At 56.6% G+C, this 18,245-nt stretch carries 15 protein-coding genes and 1 tRNA gene; 4 read left to right on the top strand and 12 right to left on the bottom strand.

Going from position 1 to position 18,245, the window contains the following annotated elements; translation table 11 throughout:
* Positions 1 to 653: 653 nt before the first annotated feature.
* A complete protein-coding gene (locus PSR62_RS09865) occupies positions 654 to 845 on the top strand; it encodes a hypothetical protein (RefSeq protein WP_274407600.1) in 192 nt (63 codons plus the stop codon).
* Between the two features lie 118 nt (positions 846 to 963).
* On the opposite strand, the gene PSR62_RS09860 is transcribed toward PSR62_RS09865, so the two are convergent.
* The 4 genes from PSR62_RS09860 to PSR62_RS09845 form a co-directional block, all read right to left on the bottom strand.
* Complete coding sequence (locus PSR62_RS09860; protein ID WP_274408198.1) at positions 964 to 2,193, bottom strand: DUF1559 domain-containing protein; 1,230 nt, start codon at positions 2,191 to 2,193, stop codon at positions 964 to 966.
* A 394-nt stretch (positions 2,194 to 2,587) separates the two neighbouring features.
* On the bottom strand, positions 2,588 to 3,820 hold the full coding sequence (locus tag PSR62_RS09855) for a DUF1559 domain-containing protein (protein WP_274407599.1): 1,233 nt from the start codon (positions 3,818 to 3,820) through the stop codon (positions 2,588 to 2,590).
* Between the two features lie 843 nt (positions 3,821 to 4,663).
* Complete coding sequence (locus PSR62_RS09850) at positions 4,664 to 5,689, bottom strand: Gfo/Idh/MocA family protein (RefSeq protein WP_274407598.1); 1,026 nt, start codon at positions 5,687 to 5,689, stop codon at positions 4,664 to 4,666.
* 66 nt (positions 5,690 to 5,755) lie between these two features.
* On the bottom strand, positions 5,756 to 7,135 hold the full coding sequence (locus PSR62_RS09845; RefSeq protein ID WP_338020188.1) for a Gfo/Idh/MocA family protein: 1,380 nt from the start codon (positions 7,133 to 7,135) through the stop codon (positions 5,756 to 5,758).
* 391 nt (positions 7,136 to 7,526) lie between these two features.
* Here PSR62_RS09845 and PSR62_RS09840 point away from each other — a divergent pair, with 391 nt between their 5' ends.
* Positions 7,527 to 8,273, top strand: a complete 747-nt coding sequence (locus tag PSR62_RS09840) for a DUF998 domain-containing protein (RefSeq protein ID WP_274407596.1) — start codon at positions 7,527 to 7,529, stop codon at positions 8,271 to 8,273.
* 145 nt (positions 8,274 to 8,418) lie between these two features.
* On the opposite strand, the gene PSR62_RS09835 is transcribed toward PSR62_RS09840, so the two are convergent.
* From PSR62_RS09835 to PSR62_RS09800, 8 genes are all read right to left on the bottom strand, one after another.
* A complete protein-coding gene (locus PSR62_RS09835) occupies positions 8,419 to 9,882 on the bottom strand; it encodes an SHD1 domain-containing protein (RefSeq protein ID WP_274407595.1) in 1,464 nt (487 codons plus the stop codon).
* Between the two features lie 2 nt (positions 9,883 to 9,884).
* Positions 9,885 to 11,414, bottom strand: a complete 1,530-nt coding sequence (locus tag PSR62_RS09830; protein WP_338020155.1) for a DUF1570 domain-containing protein — start codon at positions 11,412 to 11,414, stop codon at positions 9,885 to 9,887.
* A 227-nt stretch (positions 11,415 to 11,641) separates the two neighbouring features.
* Positions 11,642 to 11,842: a hypothetical protein gene (locus PSR62_RS09825; protein ID WP_274407593.1), complete on the bottom strand. Its 201-nt coding sequence runs from the start codon at positions 11,840 to 11,842 to the stop codon at positions 11,642 to 11,644.
* A gap of 51 nt (positions 11,843 to 11,893) precedes the next feature.
* Positions 11,894 to 12,031, bottom strand: a complete 138-nt coding sequence (locus tag PSR62_RS09820) for a hypothetical protein (RefSeq protein WP_274407592.1) — start codon at positions 12,029 to 12,031, stop codon at positions 11,894 to 11,896.
* A gap of 122 nt (positions 12,032 to 12,153) precedes the next feature.
* Positions 12,154 to 12,900 carry an HIRAN domain-containing protein gene (locus PSR62_RS09815; RefSeq protein ID WP_274407591.1) on the bottom strand — a complete coding sequence of 249 codons (747 nt, stop codon included), beginning with the start codon at positions 12,898 to 12,900 and terminating at the stop codon, positions 12,154 to 12,156.
* 127 nt (positions 12,901 to 13,027) lie between these two features.
* Positions 13,028 to 13,606 carry a hypothetical protein gene (locus PSR62_RS09810; protein ID WP_274407590.1) on the bottom strand — a complete coding sequence of 193 codons (579 nt, stop codon included), beginning with the start codon at positions 13,604 to 13,606 and terminating at the stop codon, positions 13,028 to 13,030.
* Between the two features lie 142 nt (positions 13,607 to 13,748).
* Positions 13,749 to 15,161: an arylsulfatase gene (locus PSR62_RS09805; protein WP_274407589.1), complete on the bottom strand. Its 1,413-nt coding sequence runs from the start codon at positions 15,159 to 15,161 to the stop codon at positions 13,749 to 13,751.
* A gap of 212 nt (positions 15,162 to 15,373) precedes the next feature.
* Positions 15,374 to 15,447, bottom strand: a tRNA-Met gene (locus PSR62_RS09800).
* A gap of 322 nt (positions 15,448 to 15,769) precedes the next feature.
* Between PSR62_RS09800 and PSR62_RS09795 the strand changes: the two genes are divergently transcribed.
* Positions 15,770 to 17,368, top strand: a complete 1,599-nt coding sequence (locus PSR62_RS09795) for an ABC transporter permease (RefSeq protein ID WP_274407588.1) — start codon at positions 15,770 to 15,772, stop codon at positions 17,366 to 17,368.
* Positions 17,369 to 17,465: 97 nt separating this feature from the next.
* Positions 17,466 to 18,230: an ABC transporter ATP-binding protein gene (locus tag PSR62_RS09790; protein WP_274407587.1), complete on the top strand. Its 765-nt coding sequence runs from the start codon at positions 17,466 to 17,468 to the stop codon at positions 18,228 to 18,230.
* The last annotated feature ends 15 nt before the right edge of the window (positions 18,231 to 18,245 follow it).

The following is an 18,245-nucleotide window of genomic DNA, read 5'->3' as shown; positions in this document are numbered from 1 at the left end:
CCAAGACAAGACGGATCAAGCCATGATCCACCGCCGTCTTAGTTTCACGCGATGGCGTTTCATTCAGGCCGCAAAGTATCTGCCCTGCGAGAAGGTCGTGCCGTTTGAAAATGCCGTGCTCGCAAGATTGAATCCACCCTCCTGAACGCAGTTCCAACAGCCAGGCAGGAATGATCGGGCAGAACCATGTGAGCCGTTTGGGCGTTCGCCCCGGTTGGACGTGGCAACAATGGCGTTTTCCAAAACAGTCCAGATGCCGAAAGACTCCTGCCGACCTGCTTAGCGTCTTGCGAACCCCGCCCGCGCAGCGGTCGTGCAGTTTTATTTCACCCTCCCTTTGGGAGGGTCGGCCCGCTTCGGGCCGGGGAGGGTTACGCGATGGTTCCGATGCTCGACCCTCCCCTCGCTTCGCTCGACCCTCCCAGGGGGAGGGTGATGATAAACGCCTAGCAACACAGCACTTAAAAAGTGCGCGACCTCCGCTGCGGGAGGGGTCGGAAAGCGAGCGTTCAGCGAGATTTCCGGGGAGGACAATCCACGCCGCATCCCATGCTCGGCCCCCTCCGAGCGGGTGAGGACAATTCTCAATTTGGATTGACTCTGTTAAGTTGGTGACCGATTGACCTCCCCATTCAACCTTTCGGTACAAAACGATGAAACAAATTTTCCAAGGCGTTTGCTTTGCCTCTTTGGTCGCCTTTGGTGCCTGTGCATTGCCCGGTTGCGGATCGGACGAACCAGCATCGGTCGTGGATTCCACGGACCTCGACGCCATTGCCGAGTACGAGCGCATGATCGCTGAAGAAGAAAAGGCTGCTCAAGAAGGCATGGAAGCAGCGAAGTAATCCGGCCCTGCCGAATCAATTGAAAAGAAAACGCCACGTTGAAATCAACGTGGCGTTTTTTCGTTTCAGAGGAAGTCACCGCAGCTTGTTCTTGTCAGGCTGCGGCGGTCCAAGGCGATCAAAATTCCTGATCGATGACTTCGCGTGCGCCTCGTGAGCCGAGCGCCCCCCACAAGCCATAAGGGCTTTTCGCACCCGGTTGGTTCATGTTGGCATCGTTTCCACTTCGCCAAACGACCGGGTTGTTTTGGTTCCCTGATTCGATGGACGAGGTGATGAACTTGACCGCACCATCCCCCATCAACACGTGCACTCCACCTTGGTGACGACTCGACATCGTCATGATCGACGGCCCGTTTGAGTCGTGCGGAATGCAGGTGGGACTGTTGGGTGGAAGAATCGTATGGACCTGTGACTGAGCGTTTTGGCAATCCGCCCAGCGATAACCTCGACCCTTGCTGTTGCCCTCCAAACTGCCAGGAGTCCAGAATTGGGGCCGCTGAGAATCCACCATGGTCCCGTCTTCGATGCACAACCGTGGGTTCTGCCGAATGTTTGATTGGGCCGACTGCCCCTGCGGGTGTTTCTTGGCACGTGTTCGATTGTCAAAGTCGCCCAGGTCGGTCGCGATCTCACCCATCGCGATAGTGTTCGACAAACCATCAAGCACATCGCGGAATTTCACCTGTTTGTGCTTCACGAAGAACCCGCGATTGGCCGCGCGAGAATGCTGGGCGTAATTGCTCGCCGCCCCCGAGTTTGCCGGCCGGAGGTCACCGTGCATCGTCCACCAAAACGAATCCCCCATCGACATCGCGTAGTTGGTTCGTCCAAGACTGGGCAAGCCTTTGCCTGGATCACTGGGACAACGCAGCGTCGGCAACTCGGTCGCCCAAGGTTTGTACTGGATGTTCTGGGGTGTTGGTCCCATGGACGGCCAAGGGTTCGTGGGCGTTCCAATCCCCGCCCCTGTGTTTCCATCGGTTCGTTCCGCATTGGGATTGGTGATTTGCTCCCAGATCCCCTGCTGTTCCATGAACGGAGTCATCCCAACCAACGCACTCAGACGCCAGTAGTTATGGGTTGTGTAGCTGGACCACCAATTGTGACTGCCAACGCCCGCGTCGGTCCCGACGCCCTGCATCGGTGCCCCGTTGTAGGCACTGTGGTAGTTGTGAATGGCAAGCCCAAGCTGTTTGAAGTTGTTGCTGCAGCTCATTCGACGAGCCGCCTCACGCGCCGCCTGAACCGCTGGCAAAAGCAGCCCGACTAAAACGCCAATGATGGCAATGACAACCAATAGCTCGACCAAAGTGAAACCGCGCCGATAACGCCCCTTAGCAACCATTTGTTCATCTCTCAAAAGAAGTTCGGATAAGGATCTGTCCAATCAGATCACTTATAAGACATTCCAAAAAACGATCTTCCGCCACGTTCAAAAATCGCACCGAGCACCGCAAACGACACGCAAGGAGGATCTTCCCGCCCTAAACAGCCTGATTCCCTCTAGAAACAAGCGTTTCTGGCCAACTCGCTCGCCCGCGAAAAAACTCATTTTCCTGGAGTTTTTTCTTTGCGCACACTGCTTTTGACCAGGAGGCATCCGCCAAGCACTTGGGGAGCTCACCATCCCTCGAAGTGAAACTCCACCACACAAGCTGCGATCACGATGCCACGAAAAAACGCCACGTTGACCTTCAACGTGGCGTTTGCAGCAGTTCAATGATGGGTGTCCAGCGATCTTAGAATTCGCCGTCGATCACTTCGCGTGAAGCACGCGATCCCAAGGAGCCCCACAATCCGTACGGGCTTTTGGCCCCAGGCTGATTGAGGTTGGCAGCATTGCCTCCCAGGTGAACCACGGGATTGTTCTGGTTCCCAGCTTCGATTGACGAGGTGATGAACTTCACGGCACCGTCGCCCATCAACACGTGAACGCCACCTTGGTGACGACTGGAGGCGGTCATGATCGCGTTGCCGTTGGAATCATGAGCGACGCACAGGGGTGCGTTCGGTGGCAAGATCGTGTGAACGTTCGATTGAGCATTCTGGGAATCTGCCCAACGGTAACCACGCCCCTTGGTAACGCTTTCCAAGCCGCTGTTGATCCAGAACTGGGGACGGGTCGGATCAATCATCGGCGATGCATCTTCGATGCAAAGCTTTGGATTGTCCCGCATCGAAGCCTGTGCTCCTTGCCCACCGCTGTGTGTTTTTCCACGCGTGCGATTGTCGCCATCGCCCAAGTCAGTCGCGATTTCAGCCATCGCGATCGTGTTGGACAGACCGTCCAGCACATCGCGGAATTTAGTTTGCGAGTGCATCACGAAAAAGCCACGGCTGGCGGCACGCGAATTTTGGGCGTAAGTGCTGGCGTCACCCGGGTTGGCTGGACGCAACTTTCCATTCATGGTCCACCAAAACGAGTCGCCCATCGACATCGCGTAGTTGGTACGACCAAGGCTGGGCAAGCCTTCGCCTGGATCGCTCGGACAACGCAATGTGGGGAGCTCCGTGGCCCAAGGCTTGTACTGAACGTTGTCAGGGGCTGGTCCCATCGGAGGCCAAGGGTTGGTCACCACGCCAATGGCTGCACCCGTGTTGCCATCGGTTCGCTCCGTGTTGGGGTTGGTGATCTGCTCCCACAAAGCTTGCTGCTCCATGAAAGGGGTCATCCCCACCAACGCGTTCAATCGCCAGTAGTTGTGGGTCGTGTAGCTGGTCCACCAGTTATGACTGCCATCGCCAGCGTCGGTTCCCACACCATGGATCGGAGCTCCGTTGTAAGCGCTGTGGTAATTGTGCATCGCCAGACCGAGTTGCTTGAAATTGTTGCTGCAACTCATCCGCCGGGCGGCTTCGCGAGCGGCCTGAACGGCAGGCAACAACAACCCGACCAGAACGCCGATGATGGCGATCACAACGAGCAACTCGACCAACGTAAAGCCTCGCCGAGAAGGGCTTTTACTTAACATGTAAACATTCCTGGGGTTCAATAGTGCTGTTTCGAAATATTATCAACCGGACGGAACAACTCACGCCGACTGCATATGCGTATTTTTCACATATCTTATATTCAAGTGAACACCACTATCAAACCTTGGTGTCGATCGTTTTGCCAAAAACACCTAAAAGAAGGGGCCAAACCCCTCTTCAGGCCAGCCACCCACAAAGGGGCCCTCAGGACAAAAGACACTTCCAAACAAATCCCTGAATGAGGAGCCTGGCCACCACCCAAACGGCATAACTTTTCTTGTCACGGGTATCCGGGCACCACGACTTGCCATTGTGGCGAGTGCAGGCTGCGAATTCGCAAGGGCAGAGCGAGTCACTGGACCTCCTCGAAACGCTGGAGGCGGTGCAGTTCTTAAGTGCTGTGTTGCCAAGCGTTTCTCATCACCCTCCCTCTGGGAGGGTCAAGCGAGGGGAGGGCTCAGCATTGGATCCAGCGCGTGACCCTCCCCGGCCCGAAGTGGGCGGACCCTCCCAAAGGGAGGGTAAAATCTCACCGCGCGAACTCCTTTGTCGGGCGGGGTTCTTAAGACGTTACTGGAACAGCACGTAAGAACTGCACGGCACTTCGTTTGGCGACAGGTGGGTGAGCGACGTCAGAGTCGAACCGTTGTCCTCAACTGTTCCGTCGGGCAACTCTCAAACGCCAAGCCTCATGGCAACCAAGCCCATCTCCAACCGTTCGCGTCACACGGCTCGACGACAGCGACCGACCACGCAAACATTTGGGGACAAATGTTCTACTCTCATTCCAGACGCCAGTGATCGATCCCAGCGATGCCAGGCTTAGGAGGCGTCCATCCGCGTCACTTCGAAAGCGACTGGTTCAGCTCTCCCGCTTTCACTTGGGCCGCCTGCATCACGGTTTCAATCGAGACCGGAATGCCACCCTGGCGTTTGCTTTCGAAAGCGGCTTGCATGAAGGCGTACAGCTCGATCGTTTCCGCGGATTCGATCGGTGGTTCACCGGTCCGGAAGAATTCAGCGATCTCGACGAGCAGCGGACGGTATCCGTCGTACTTTCCAATTTCCTGAATGGCCTTTTCTCCGTAGACCATTCCGCCGTAGCCGGAACTGCCAGCCCGAATCCCTCGAAACGTTCCGATTCGCCCGTCGCCCCAACGGCCAACTGCGAATTCAAAGTCTTCCGTGGAGGTGTGAGATACCGTTTCGCATCCCACCCCCATGCAGGTGTAAAGCGTTTCGACGCCGTGGATTCCATACCAATACAAGTCGACGTGTGACGGCTCGATCTTGCACGGGCTGTGTGCGCTGCACCCCAGCACCTTGCCCACGGAACCACCACGGATGGCTTGGGCACCGTGGCTGTAACGCAGCGATGAACTGGAAAACATGGGCACGTTGTAGTGCTTCGCCGCATCGTAGATGGCGACTGTTTCAGCCAGATTCGATCCAACGGGTTTGTCGATGAACACCGGCTTGCCAGCCGCAAAGACCTGCAACGCTTGCTCGTGATGCAGCGTTCCATCGTTGGTTTCGAGCAACACGCAGTCCACCTTGGACAACAGATCGTCGATCGAATCAACGATTTCAACTCCCAACGATTTCAGTTGCTCGGTGTAGCCTGGGATTCGGCTGCTGCTGGACTCGATCGTTTGGCTTCCGTAGGGATAAGCGGCAACGACGCGAAAACCAGCCAACGGATCATTGTCGGAATGCTCGGCATTGAACTCCTTCGCAAACGCTGGCGAATGGGACGTGTCCAAACCAATGATGCCAATTCGAACGGGTTCCTCCGCCGACACCACCGAGACAGAAGACAAAGCACTCAGGCAAAGAAACATTGCAAAACCAACCAGACCAACACGCATGAAACCACTCACAAAACAAAGACGAAAAACAAGTTGAATTGACGAACCCGAGCAAACCGCAGCGGCTCAGACCTTCGGCTCCCAGCCGGGTTCATACTCTCGTCCCCACAACGCCAATGCCTCGGGGTTGCCAAGAGGTTTGCCGCTGGCCGGGTCAATTTCCAATTCCGACGAACTGCGATAGGCCATGTTGCCAAGGTGACAAAGCAACGTGCTCCGATGGGCTTCTTGGATGTCCGCGTTGGGTCGCCGTCCGGTGCGGATGGCGTCCAAGAAATCCGCCAAGTGGCTGGTGTCGCCGCCTTCATCGTTGACCGTTTCGATTTCTTTGTTGCGGTCATCAAACCGAGTGAAGCCATTGCCACGAACCACAATCGAGCCTTCGGTGCCGTGAAAACTGACTCCCACCGCTGCATCATGCGGCCCCAGGGGAGACCAACTGAGCCCTTCCCAGGTGGCCGTTTTTCCTTCGGGAAAATCGTAGGTCACCATCATCGTGTCGGGTGTTTCTTGATCGTCGTCATGACGGTACTTGCCTCCGCCGGCGCGAACTCGACTGGGTGTGGTGACATTCAATCCCCAACGAGCCAAGTCCAACACATGGATGCCGTTGTTCCCCAGTTCACCGTTGCCCCAATGCCAACGCCAGTGCCAGTTGTAGTGAATCAGATTGTCCACGTATTCGCGTCGTGGCGCTGGCCCTTGCCACAGATCCCAGTTCAGCCAATCTGGTGCAGCGGCTGTCTTGCCATGGCCGATCGATGGCCGTCGGTTGTTGTACCAACTGCGTGAATAAGACACCTCGCCGATGCCGCCTGAATGCACGAGCTCAATGGCACGCATGACCGCCGGCCAACTGCGACGTTGGGACCCCATCTGGACCACTCGGTTGTGCTTCCGTGCCGCCTGCACAGCCAAGACACCTTCTTCGGCAGTTTGGCTGCACGGTTTTTCAACATAGACATGCTTTCCCGCCGCACATCCCAAAATCGTCGCGGGTGCGTGCCAGTGATTGGGTGCTGCCACCACCAAAGCGTCGATGTTGCCTTCATCGAGCATCTTTCGAACGTCAACGAAGGACTTGGGGCGATGGCCTTGGCCATCCGCAACGGAAGCCGCCACCTTCTCGGACGCTCTCGAATCGACATCGCAAATCGCGACCACATCCGCCCCGGGGTCTTTGATGAACCCCTTGGCCAACGCGGCGCCGCGATTGTTGACGCCCATGATCCCAACTCGGATGACTTCGTTGGGCGACTTCTTGGCCGGTGTTTGGGCGAGCACAGGACGAGCCGCGACGGTCGCCCCCAGCGCCGCCCCCGCCTTCAAAAACAAACGCCGATCACGCTTCCGAAGATTCGGCTGCGCGGGCAAAGAAGCTTGCACATCAGGATGTTGAAAACGCTTATTCATGGCGAAATCCTTGGGTTGGATCGAATCTCCCAGCGTTCCATCACACAACACTTTCCAATTCACACATCACACAAGCGTGCGAAAGGAAAGCGAGGCGGTGATGATCGGCGGGTGCCCTTGAATGCTTCGACTTCGAAGCGTCCAGGACCAATCGATCAGAGAGGCGGGCGGGTGGGGTGGGGAACCAGAATCAGCGTTCAAGCCGACTCGGCGACGCATCCGCCAACGTTTGACTGCTGAACATGATGCGTCGTGGCCCAGCATTGTAAGCAAAATTGACGTCGGGTTGGTTTCCGATCCTCCCATTCACCGATTGCATGCTCACAATCGTCCCCTGGAACCAAATCGCGGTTGCCAAGAGATTGGTACTACCGCCATGACTCCATGTCCCCGCAACGACCGCCCGCATGACGACATCAGACCAATGAGCCCTCCTCATTCGACGCCCCTCCCGGGTGAATCATCCGGCACAATGATGGACCACTTGGTCCTGTCGTACCTGGATATCCGCCGGGCGATTGGATGGAGCGGTTTGCTGCTGCCACTGCTGCTTGGTCCCGGAGGGATGCTGTTGGGGATTGAAATCCAAGAGAACATGAGCAGCTACTATCACACGCCATTGCGAGACGTGTTTGTGGGAACGCTCTGCGCAATCGGCATTTTTCTATTTTGCTATCGCGGATACGACCGCATCGAAAACTGGACCGCCAACATCGGTTCGGCCGCCGCCATCGGCATCGCTCTCTTTCCACTGGACTACGGCAGTGATCCGTTGATCCAAAAATCATTGGTGGGCTACGTGCATACCGTCAGCGGCGGCATCTTCTTCCTGACCCTGGCGTTTTATTCCCTGTATCACTTTCCCCGGGATTCTCAACGAGAAGCCGAATCACACTTGTTCGAAAGATCATTCGCCTTTCGAACCAGCGGTTTGGTGATTCTTTTGATCACCTTTGCCATGGGCGGCTACATGGTGTTGGCCCCACAAGCCTGGAAGGACTGGCTGAACGGATACAACTTTTTGTTCTGGGCCGAATGGATTGCGGTGTGGGCCTTCGCCAGTTCTTGGCTCGCCAAAGGCCGAGTCATCGTCACTGAGATCGGTGTCGAAATCCTCGCCTATTCACGAAAAATGGTGCTGCAGCACGGTTTGGGAACGGTCAAGAAATGAGTGTCCGGTGCCTTTTGCCGGAACAGCCCCTGGGGTGCTTCGCGCCCAAGGTCCCCGATACTTTCCCCCGCTCATTGCCTGGGAATCAAAGACCAGCCGAGAGCAATGACCAACCGTTCAAAAGGCAAGCCAGGCGACGCCGCGGTCAGGATCCCTGATCCAGCACACCAAAGGTGCGAGCAAACTCAACGTCCTCGTCACTCAGTTTCTCCAGCGGCACCGAAATCACTTGTCGGGTGTCCAATCGCAACAGCGAAACCGATGTCTTGTCGACCGATTGCAACATCGCCTGGATCGTGAACGAACCGCTAGGGTCCGACCACTCCCGCGGGAACTGGGTCGCTGCCTTCCGAATCGAATCCCAGCGACTCAAAATGGACTCGAAATGAATGTCTTCCTTCCAATCGGATTCGTCGCTGAGTCGTTCTTCGAGCAGACGTTGCAACTTTGAATTCGTTGGCGGCGGAGCACTGTTGGATGCGATCCGCACCAATTGAACACCCACTGTCAAATTGGGGCGGTAGCTGCTTCTCTTTGGCCGAGGCTCCCAATGCTTCGTCATCTCCGATTGCTGCTTCATGGTCAATCGCGGCAGATTGCTGGCGTCAAAAGCCTCCATCGTCGGCAACAGGTCATTGTCGAACAACATCGCTCGAACCGGATCGAGATAGTGAAACCCGACTCGCAAGTCAAACTGATCCGCTTTGCCGATGTAGCTTGCACCTTCGATCTGGTAGTCCACGCTCCCGGCATACGGCATGCCCATCTCGGTTGAGAACTCCCACATGCCGGAACCTGAAAGCGTCAGCTTGTTTCCAGCCGACACACCACCCGAAATTTCAACTTCGCGATCAAACGCCAGATGCCCGTTCTGCGAGGACTCGCGTGGTGTCAGCAACGACAGAACGGACAGGTCGGACGTGGCCACCTGGTCACTGGACGAAGAAACCAAATTCAATGCGCCGACACTTCGCGTGCTGAAACCGGACTGCGTCTTGCCGTCCTTTGGCAGTTGTAGAAACACCAAACCTGCCACCGGCCCCGTGGCGAAGGGCAGGGTGCCGACGTTGCCTTTGCCACGCATGCTCCCCAGCCGCGTGCAAGTGATTTCTCCCTCGCAGAATTGAAACAGTCCTGGGTAGCGTTCCAGCTCATACAGAATTCGGCGTTGTTGTTCCTTCTGAAACGCTGCCGCTCTCTGACTTGCCACTTGCTGAAGTCGAGCGAGCCCAGGATCAGGTGGCGCCGGCCCAGAGTGTTGCAATGGCCCCGCCTCGTACGATTCCCGAGTGCGTCGGTGATAGGTCGCCAAAGCTTCCTTGCTGCTCATCAATTTGTTTCCTCGGAATGGAATCGTCCGGTAGGTTCCCGACCACTCCTTCGAGTCCGACTCGGAAACAACAAAACGCAAACGGCATCGCTGTCGGACTTGGATCGGATTCCGTTCGCCTTCGGTTCGCTCCATGATTCGAAATTCGATCCCATAGTCGAACGTTTTTCCAGCGGCAGGAACGTAGGCGACATCCTGTCCGGGCAGGCTGCCGCACGCGAGGACCGACCATCCCAGCCAACCTGCCGCGATCAAGCCGTATTTTGTTCGCGTTTGCATTCTCACAATTCCTCCGACAATTGTTCCATGTCCGTCTTCAACGTTCGCATGTAGCGTCGCCACTCCAGTTCCAATGTGACTTGATCGCCAAAACACTCGCCGAAGAGCTCCACCAACTTCATGGCTTTTTCCTTCGGCGGAGTGTCAGCGGGAATCTTCCGCGACTTGCCATAAAACTGAATCAATTCATCGAATCGTTCCGTGAACAAATAATGCGTCAGCGCCCAAGCCTGTCCGTACGCGGGCAATTGATCTCCGAGCGCCGTCTCGACGAGGAACCCCAGGTCCGAAACGATGAACTCCACACTGCCGCGAATCGTGTCGCCTTCCAAGGCACGGTAGTAACTGATCCGACTTTCATCGACGACGCCAACGCCGCTCCACACCGCCAACTTGGACGATTCAAAGTACGACGCCAAACCTTCGTGGACCCAACGAATGAACACCCCGTCGCGTGGGAACAGCCCCGTGTTGGCCGCCAAATGGTGAACCGCCTCGTGGGAAACCGTCGCCACATCCTCGCTCTCGTGTTCGATATCAACCAGCAACGAAACCGTGTTGGCAAGCCGAATGATGTTGGCAGCGTTGGGACTGCGAGTCCGCCGGGCCTGCTCTTTCAAATCATTCAGTTCGTCCGAAAACTCAATGAGATACCGAAAGACCTCGCTGGTCCCGGAGTCGTAGAAGAACGAGATATTTTCATCGGGGAGATAAAAACCAGCGACCTGCTTGAGCCCCATTTCAAGTCGTCGTTCCATCAACAAGAAATCCTTGTGCTGCGAGAACAAGACCGCGTTGAGCGGGTCGCTTGGCGGTTTCAAATAAAAACCACGCAGGGCAAACGTCAAAAAGTACGACTCGTAGACTTTCTCCAACAACTCCAGACGCATCTCCGCCCGAGTCATCTTGGTCACCGAATCCTTTTCGGTTTGCGGGTCATGGAACAATGCAAAGTGCTTGCTCCGCGACATCTCCATGCGGCTCCCACCAATCAGGTTTCGAACGTGAGCTTCACTGGCGGAATCATTGGGAACAGGCCGATTGATGTGCACCATCAAAGACGCCAATTTCTTGATTTTGACATCGGTCGGATCCAGCTTCCACGCATCACTCAGCAATGACTTGCACTCCTTCAGCATCCCATGCTGAAGTGCCCACTGGGCCAACTGGATGTAGTTGTCGACCGTCTTCTCGCGGAGGATCTTCCCCGACTTGCGTTGGAAGATGGTCTGCCGGGTTGGCGTTTGAATCACCTTCAAATCACGAGCGTTGAAATACAGCGACCCACGTGGATGACGAAACGTGACCGTGCCGCCCGGGTTGTAGTTCGTCTTGCCTTCCAACAACAAACCCGCGTCCGTTCCCGGAATCTGATAAATCGCGTAGTCCGCCTGCACCGTCCTCGAAAAGCTGCTGCTCGCCAAGCAACCACCTGCCACCAGCCAAACGAGCCAACTCTTCAGCGGGCGAAATCGTCGACTTCGTGCCGCGGAAGTGTTCGGCAAGTGAGTGTCATTCCGATTGCCCGCCATCCTCTTCTCCATCGCCACGAATCGCTCGTCCGCCCCCAAGCCCCAGTTCAGCTGAAACAAAACAGCCCGCAAGGTGTGGTCGGAATCCCCTCAAAAGCAGAGATTGTAACTCGCCCGCCTCCGCTTTGTTGCTGGCAGCCGCACAAAGGATTCAGGCAATTGACTCCGCGAACCAAGCTCCATTTTCCTGCCTCCCAGATTCGCCTTCAAGAAACAACTCGGCGAACCTACTCGGCATCCGCTGGCATCGCTTTGGGACGGACTCGATCCCGCTCGACACTGTCGCACCACTGCTTGAGTTCACGACTCATCTTCCCCGCGACGTCGGGGTACTTGTCCGACACATCGCGAGATTCGGTCGGGTCGTTTTGCAGATCATAAAGGACCTCCGGCTCGGTCGAATCCTTCAGCTTCGCGCTCCGTGTCACTTGGAGCGATCCGTCCGGTCGCCGGTACTCGATTTCGATGCCATCACGAAGCTAACTGTGGAACTGGCGATTGCAGGCAATCAGTGTGGGAGCATCGAGCAGCAAAACATTGCGGAACGCTTCATCGAGTCCTTCGCTGAGAACGTCCGGATTGAGTCTTTGAATCGCCTCCTGCAAACGCTGGGGCATGACTTCACCGAATGACTCCGCTCCCGTGCAAGTCCTTCCGGGGCGATGTCCGGGCCATGGACCGTCGCTTAACCCAAATCAGCATCGGTTGCGTCGAAATTAAATCTCGGAGCGACCATGCGTCAGACCTTGCACCCGGCCACCAACGGCTGGAAGGTGTCATCCTGACATGGCTGAAAACCCGGCGGCCAGCACGCGTCCAATCGGCACAGCAATCGTTGTTGGGTCGGCGCGTCCGGGTTGATTCGCTCGACCGCCAGCTTGATTGTCGTCTCCGGACAGTCTCGAATCAGTCGGCCTACTTCCGCAGCCAGATATTTCGGGACGTAGCCCAGCGGTGTTTCGCCCACAAAAATGCCCACGGCATTGGCGTCCTTCGGATTCTGCGGTTGCGGCCGCAGCATCACACGATCGCCAAGATGCAGGTTATCGAGCACCGGTGCGGCATTGGGCAAATGATAGCGGATGCCATGAGCGAAAAAGTAATTGACGTAACACCCGTGCGAATCGGGAACCGGTTGCGGGAATACCTCGACAGAATCGGTCTGCTTGCGGCCTTCGGTGCGGCCCAACAACACTAACGGTTGTGGCGGGTCGTCGGGATCAAATCCGCTCCAGTGCAAATACTTCCGGTACTCCGGTCGCGACTTGGGCAACAATCGATTCTCGAACAACGGAAACAGTCTTCGCGATTCGTAGACCCGGTTCAGATCCTCCATCCCGCTGAACGGTTCAAACCCCGGCAGCGTCAGCGCCCCCCGCGTGTAGCAAAACGAGTACACGCCCCTTAACTGCGACAATCGTCCGACCGGTCCCCAGACCGGATTGGGCGTATCGGCTCGCCAAGCGACGTATAAACGAGGATTCATCAGGAAAAGTCCGTCTCCAAAATTCGTCGTTGATTGATCAGCAATAATTCAACCGTGAAATCGCGAGCGACATCGGTCATTCGAGTGGCAGGAACGCGGCTTGCGATCGACACGAGCTCTTCTCTAGTTACCAAACGCAGTCGCGCACGCCAAGCGACGCCTGCCGGGCGCGAATCGCTCCCCAGTTCTGATGATGCCGATCCTGATTTGCGATCAACGCATCCAGCATCAAATATCCGCAAAAGACATCGACCGACGACCCCACGCCCGCCGGGAGATTTTGGCAGAACGAATCGTCCGGACGGTTGAGTTTTTGTACTGCGTTTGCGACCGCTTCGATCGTGTGCTGTCGCACCCCGTATTTCTCGCCGTCATCTCTTGGATAAGTCTCGTCATACTCGCTGAGCAATTGATTTCCGAGATCCAGCCGTTTGGGCGCGTCAGCAATGTTGGGACAGATAACGCCACGAGTCTTCGTTGGCACTTCGACCGCAAGCTCGTAGTGAACATGCGGAATGCCGAGCAGCTCGCAAAGTTCACAGGCAATTCTTTCGGCCCAGTCCTCCCCGGTTTTGCGTTCCTCCGCCTTGAACAACCACTCCGTCAATTCTCCCGGACGTCTGAACCAAAACTTCCGTTTGGTGCCGAGCTGTTCCAGGTTGCGGGCGAGATCGCGATCAACTTCGAAAATGGGAAAAGTTGTCATCGGAAAGCCAAATGGGTGCGACGGGTTGCAAACGGCTTGGCAAGTCAGGTTCATTTGGATTGCCCGCCATCAACGTTGTCACTGACAACCACAACGGAAAAGCGTGACCGCGATTGAGGCCGATGGAAAGGACTCGATGAACCTACTCGGCATCCGCTGGCATCGCTGCGGGACGGACTCGATCCCGCTCGACACTGTCGCACCACTGCTTGAGTTCACGACTCATCTTCCCCGCGACGTCGGGGTACTTGTCCGACACATCGCGAGATTCGGTCGGGTCGTTTTGCAGATCATAAAGGACCTCCGGCTCGGTCGAATCCTTCAGCTTCGCGCTCCGTGTCACGAAGGGTCGCACGAGTTTGAATTGCCCCTGCCGGATCGCAGCGTTGTGGGTGTAGTTCGGATGCGCCCGGTTCCATTGCCAAAATCGCGTGGTGGAATGACTGGCCGAGGCATCGCTCAAGACGGGAACAAAACTCGTCCCGTCCACGAGGTTCTTGGTCGGCAATTCGACGCGGCAAAGTTCCAAAATCGTTGGCATCAGATCCACAAACGTGACCATCTGGTCTCGTTGGCCCGGCGTGAACCGATTCGCCCAACGAACGAACAAGGGCACCCGGATCCCGCCCTCATCGACCTGGTATTTCGTGCCTCGCAATTCATGATTGAATCGCTCACCCGTCACTGGGTCAGGGCCGTTGTCACTCGCAAAGATGACGATGGTGTTTTCAGCCAACCCCAAACTTTCAATCTCCGAAAGCAGTTCGCCAATGCCTCGATCCATCACCTCGATCATGGCATAGATCGTCGCGGTGGATTCATTGAATCCCTGGTCACGATACCTGGCGATGATTTCAGGTGGTGCCTCCAACGGGCGGTGCGGCGCGTAGTGCGCCAGATGCAAGAAAAAGGGATGCTCCTGATGTCGGCGCACAAACCCGATCGCTCGACCAGTCAGGTCATCGGTCAGATACTGATCTTGGACGTCACTGATTTTTCGCTGCTGCGAAAATGGATACTGGAAATAGCCGACGTCGTCGGATCCAAAAAAGCCCTCGAATTCATCGAAGCCACGATCCAGGGGATGAAAACCGTCGCCCCGACCGGTGTGCCACTTGCCGACCAAGCCGGTCGCGTAGCCCGCGTCACCCAAGACATCGGCGATCGTCGTTTCATCTCGCCGCAGTCGGGTCATCTTGGGATACTTGTTCATATTCAGCGTGACCACGCCAGTGCGGTGCGGATACCGTCCAGTCAGCAACGCCGCTCGCGCTGGCGCGCACACACAGGAACCACTGTAAGCCTGAGAAAACTGCACCGACTGCTTGGCAAATCGATCCAGATTCGGCGTCCTCGTCCGACCCCCAGCGCCGCCCGCCAAGTCACCGATCGCGAGGTCGTCCGCCAGGATCAAGACGACATTGGGTGGCCGACTCGTTGCGGCCTCGGCGTTCGCCTGCGCCGCGGCAACGCCCTCGCCAGCCAAAACCTGTGCAGGACATTCCGGAAGCAAGAGCAAGACAGAGGCGACAGCAACAAACGCAAAAGACTTCATTTGAGTTCCCGAGAAGCAGAATTTGTCCATCGAAGTGTTTCGTTACACGGCATTGGCACCGGCGGGGAGCCGCCCCCCATGCCGGAAGCTAATCGCTTGCTGGTCCCAGAGCAATCATTGCGAGCCCTCCGAGACGCGAGCGCACAAAAAAAGCCAAACGCCGCGATTCACGGGGTTTGGCTTGAATTGTCTTGGCCAGTGAGGCCTGAAAGTAGCGGCAGAGGGACTCGAACCCCCGACACGCGGATTATGATTCCGCTGCTCTAACCAGCTGAGCTATGCCGCCGCTCGAAATTGAGTTTCGAGAGGGCGAGAATGTAGGCGAATCCGGCAGGCTTGAAAAGACGGCTTTGCCGCTTCGCCACGGGTTTTCTAGCGGTCTGCCACTTTGCAGGCAACGGCTTTGACGGCAATTCCGATTTCCATCGACAGCATTGGACGCGGGGCGTCCGGTGTCGGCATTTCCAACGCTGGACTTGAGCCGAGTTCGGCAGATTGACGTTGTCGCGGTTTCCCTCGGACCGTTACAAACACCCCCTGGGACGAAGGACCGTACCGATCGCGCGAACCGATCATCCTTTTGATCGCCCCCCTGGGAAGGAACTCGGATGTACCGACTGCTGCTTTGTTTTCGCTATTTGCGAACCCGCTACATCGCCTTGGCTTCGATCATCAGCGTCACGCTGGGCGTGGCCACTCTGATTGTCGTCAACAGCGTGATGGCTGGCTTCTCCGCGGAGATGCACGAGCGGCTGCACGGACTGGCCTCGGACATTGTCATCGAATGTCACGCGTCGGGCGGCATGCCCGATCCCGATGCCCACTTGGAGGAAATCAACCGAATCGTCGGTGACCAGATCGCTGGATCCTCGGTCAGTGTGCATGTCCCCAGCATGCTCGGCATTGATTTCAACGGCCAGTTGATCACGCATCACGTCAACCTCGTTGGCATCGATGCGGAAACCTATGACAACGTCAGCCACTTCGGTCGCTATCTCCTGCACCCCGAAAACAAAACCGCCGTTTCGTTCGACTTGCGTGAAGACGGTTACGAAGAGGCCCGCGAGGGATTCCCTCACTCCGGATGGAAGTACCGCCGCGATCACGCTCGGATGGAAAAAGCTTGGGAAGCCGAACGCAAACGCATCGAAGACCTGAGCCGAGAAGCGGCACGCCTGGCAAGCGGCAAACCACAACCCGAAAACACCGAACTGGTGGAATCCGACGGCCCCTCGTTCGGGTTTGACGGGCCTTCCCTTGGCACGATTTTGCCCGAAGGAATTCGGGAAGAAGGTGCCGGCGAAGCCCCCGTTTATTTCGATCCCGAAGCCGACCAGTACCCCGGCATCATCCTGGGAATCTCAACCTGCAGCAACAAATCACGCGACGCGGATGGCAACGTTCGCGATCACTACTATTGCCGCCCCGGTGACGACGTTCGCTTGATGTTTCCCAATGCCTCCGACAAACCCAAAGTCGTCAATCAAAAGTTCACCGTCGTGGACATGTATGAATCCGGCATGAGCGAATACGACAGCACGTTTGCCTTCGTGCGTCTGGATCAACTGCAAGATTTTCGCGGGATGATCGATCCGATCTCCGGCACCACCAGCATCACCACGATCCAGCTGAAACTGATCGAAGGAGCGGACCTGAACGCCGTGCGCGACGCTCTGCGTTTGCGTTTCCCACCCGACACATATGCCTACAGCATCCAAACTTGGCGTGACATGCAGGGCCCATTGTTGGCCGCCGTTCGCTTGGAAACAACGATCCTGAACATCCTGTTGTTCTTGATCATTGCTGTGGCTGGATTTGGCATCCTCGCCACCTTCTTCATGATCGTGGTTGAAAAAACACGCGACATCGGAACGCTCAAAGCACTTGGTGCCAGCGGCAGTGGTGTGATGAGCATCTTCCTCAGCTACGGACTGTTGCTGGGCATCGTCGGCAGCGGAGTCGGTCTGATCGGAGGGATCGTGTTTGTTCACAACATCAATGACGTCGCGGCGGTGATTGAAAAAATCACGGGCCAAGAAGTCTTTGACCCCACGGTTTATTACTTCACCGAGATCCCCACGATCCTCAACCCATTCACGTTGGCTTGGGTGATGGCTGGTGCGATCGCGATCGCGACCACCGCCAGCGTTCTGCCCGCGATCCGTGCCGCTCGCATGCATCCAGTGGCTGCCCTGCGATTCGAGTGATCCGCGGCGTCGGATTCACGGAGTCGGAAACGGACCACCGACTCGTTCCCCTTCGAAACCTCTCCCCATCCCCCTCCTTCGACCAACGATTCAATCCATGCATTCCTCGCCTGAACTGCTGCTGGAAGCCCGTGGGATTCGCAAGAGTTACCACAAGGACAAAATCGAACTGCCCATTCTGCGCGGCATCGACGTTGGTTTTGCTGCGGGCGAAATGTCCGCACTCGTCGGACGCAGCGGCAGCGGCAAGAGCACGCTGATGCACCTGTTGGCAACGCTGGACCAGCCCGATTCGGGAGAGGTGTGGTTCGATGGCTCACGCATCGACAACCAAAGCCGCGCCCGTCGCGATCAGTATCGCAATTCCCAGATCGGGATCATCTTTCAGTTCTATCACTTGCTGCCAGAACTGTCCGCGATTGAAAACGTGTTGGCACCTGCCATGATTCGCCGCAGCGTTCTGGGGTACCTGCGAGATCGAAAGTCACTGCGACTTCGTGCCGAAGCGATGCTGGACCGAGTCGGATTGTTGAGCCGGAGTCATCACCAACCCTCCGAGATGTCAGGCGGCGAAATGCAACGCGTGGCCATCGCACGATCGCTGATGTCCAACCCCAAACTGTTGTTGGCCGACGAGCCGACCGGCAACTTGGACACCGAGACCGGAGCCACGATTTTGAGCCTGCTTCGAGAACTGAACCAAGAAGACAATCTGACCATCGTGATGATCACTCACGATGACTCGATCGCCGATACCGCTGACCGCTGCTACCGAATGTGCGATGGGTTGTTAGCAGACAAAGATCCAGACGCCGCTGGCAACCGTTCCGATTCAGCACAGCTGGAAACCGTCGCGGCCTGATCGCCCCACTTCACA

The organism is Rhodopirellula sp. P2 (genome assembly GCF_028768465.1).
Classification (GTDB): Bacteria; Planctomycetota; Planctomycetia; order Pirellulales; family Pirellulaceae; genus Rhodopirellula.
Note: the sequence above shows the minus strand (reverse complement) of the source record. Positions and strands in the feature narration are given on the sequence as shown.

Bases quoted from the DNA above. Each gene is read 5' to 3' on its own strand.
- PSR62_RS09865 (WP_274407600.1), top strand. From the start codon at position 654: ATGAAACAAATTTTCCAAGGCGTTTGCTTTGCCTCTTTGGTCGCCTTT.
- PSR62_RS09860 (WP_274408198.1), bottom strand. From the start codon at position 2,193: ATGGTTGCTAAGGGGCGTTATCGGCGCGGTTTCACTTTGGTCGAGCTA.
- PSR62_RS09855 (WP_274407599.1), bottom strand. From the start codon at position 3,820: ATGTTAAGTAAAAGCCCTTCTCGGCGAGGCTTTACGTTGGTCGAGTTG.
- PSR62_RS09850 (WP_274407598.1), bottom strand. From the start codon at position 5,689: ATGCGTGTTGGTCTGGTTGGTTTTGCAATGTTTCTTTGCCTGAGTGCT.
- PSR62_RS09840 (WP_274407596.1), top strand. From the start codon at position 7,527: ATGAGCCCTCCTCATTCGACGCCCCTCCCGGGTGAATCATCCGGCACA.
- PSR62_RS09835 (WP_274407595.1), bottom strand. From the start codon at position 9,882: ATGCAAACGCGAACAAAATACGGCTTGATCGCGGCAGGTTGGCTGGGA.
- PSR62_RS09830 (WP_338020155.1), bottom strand. From the start codon at position 11,414: ATGGCGGGCAATCGGAATGACACTCACTTGCCGAACACTTCCGCGGCA.
- PSR62_RS09820 (WP_274407592.1), bottom strand. From the start codon at position 12,031: ATGCCCCAGCGTTTGCAGGAGGCGATTCAAAGACTCAATCCGGACGTT.
- PSR62_RS09815 (WP_274407591.1), bottom strand. From the start codon at position 12,900: ATGAATCCTCGTTTATACGTCGCTTGGCGAGCCGATACGCCCAATCCG.
- PSR62_RS09810 (WP_274407590.1), bottom strand. From the start codon at position 13,606: ATGACAACTTTTCCCATTTTCGAAGTTGATCGCGATCTCGCCCGCAAC.
- PSR62_RS09805 (WP_274407589.1), bottom strand. From the start codon at position 15,161: ATGAAGTCTTTTGCGTTTGTTGCTGTCGCCTCTGTCTTGCTCTTGCTT.
- PSR62_RS09795 (WP_274407588.1), top strand. From the start codon at position 15,770: ATGTACCGACTGCTGCTTTGTTTTCGCTATTTGCGAACCCGCTACATC.
- PSR62_RS09790 (WP_274407587.1), top strand. From the start codon at position 17,466: ATGCATTCCTCGCCTGAACTGCTGCTGGAAGCCCGTGGGATTCGCAAG.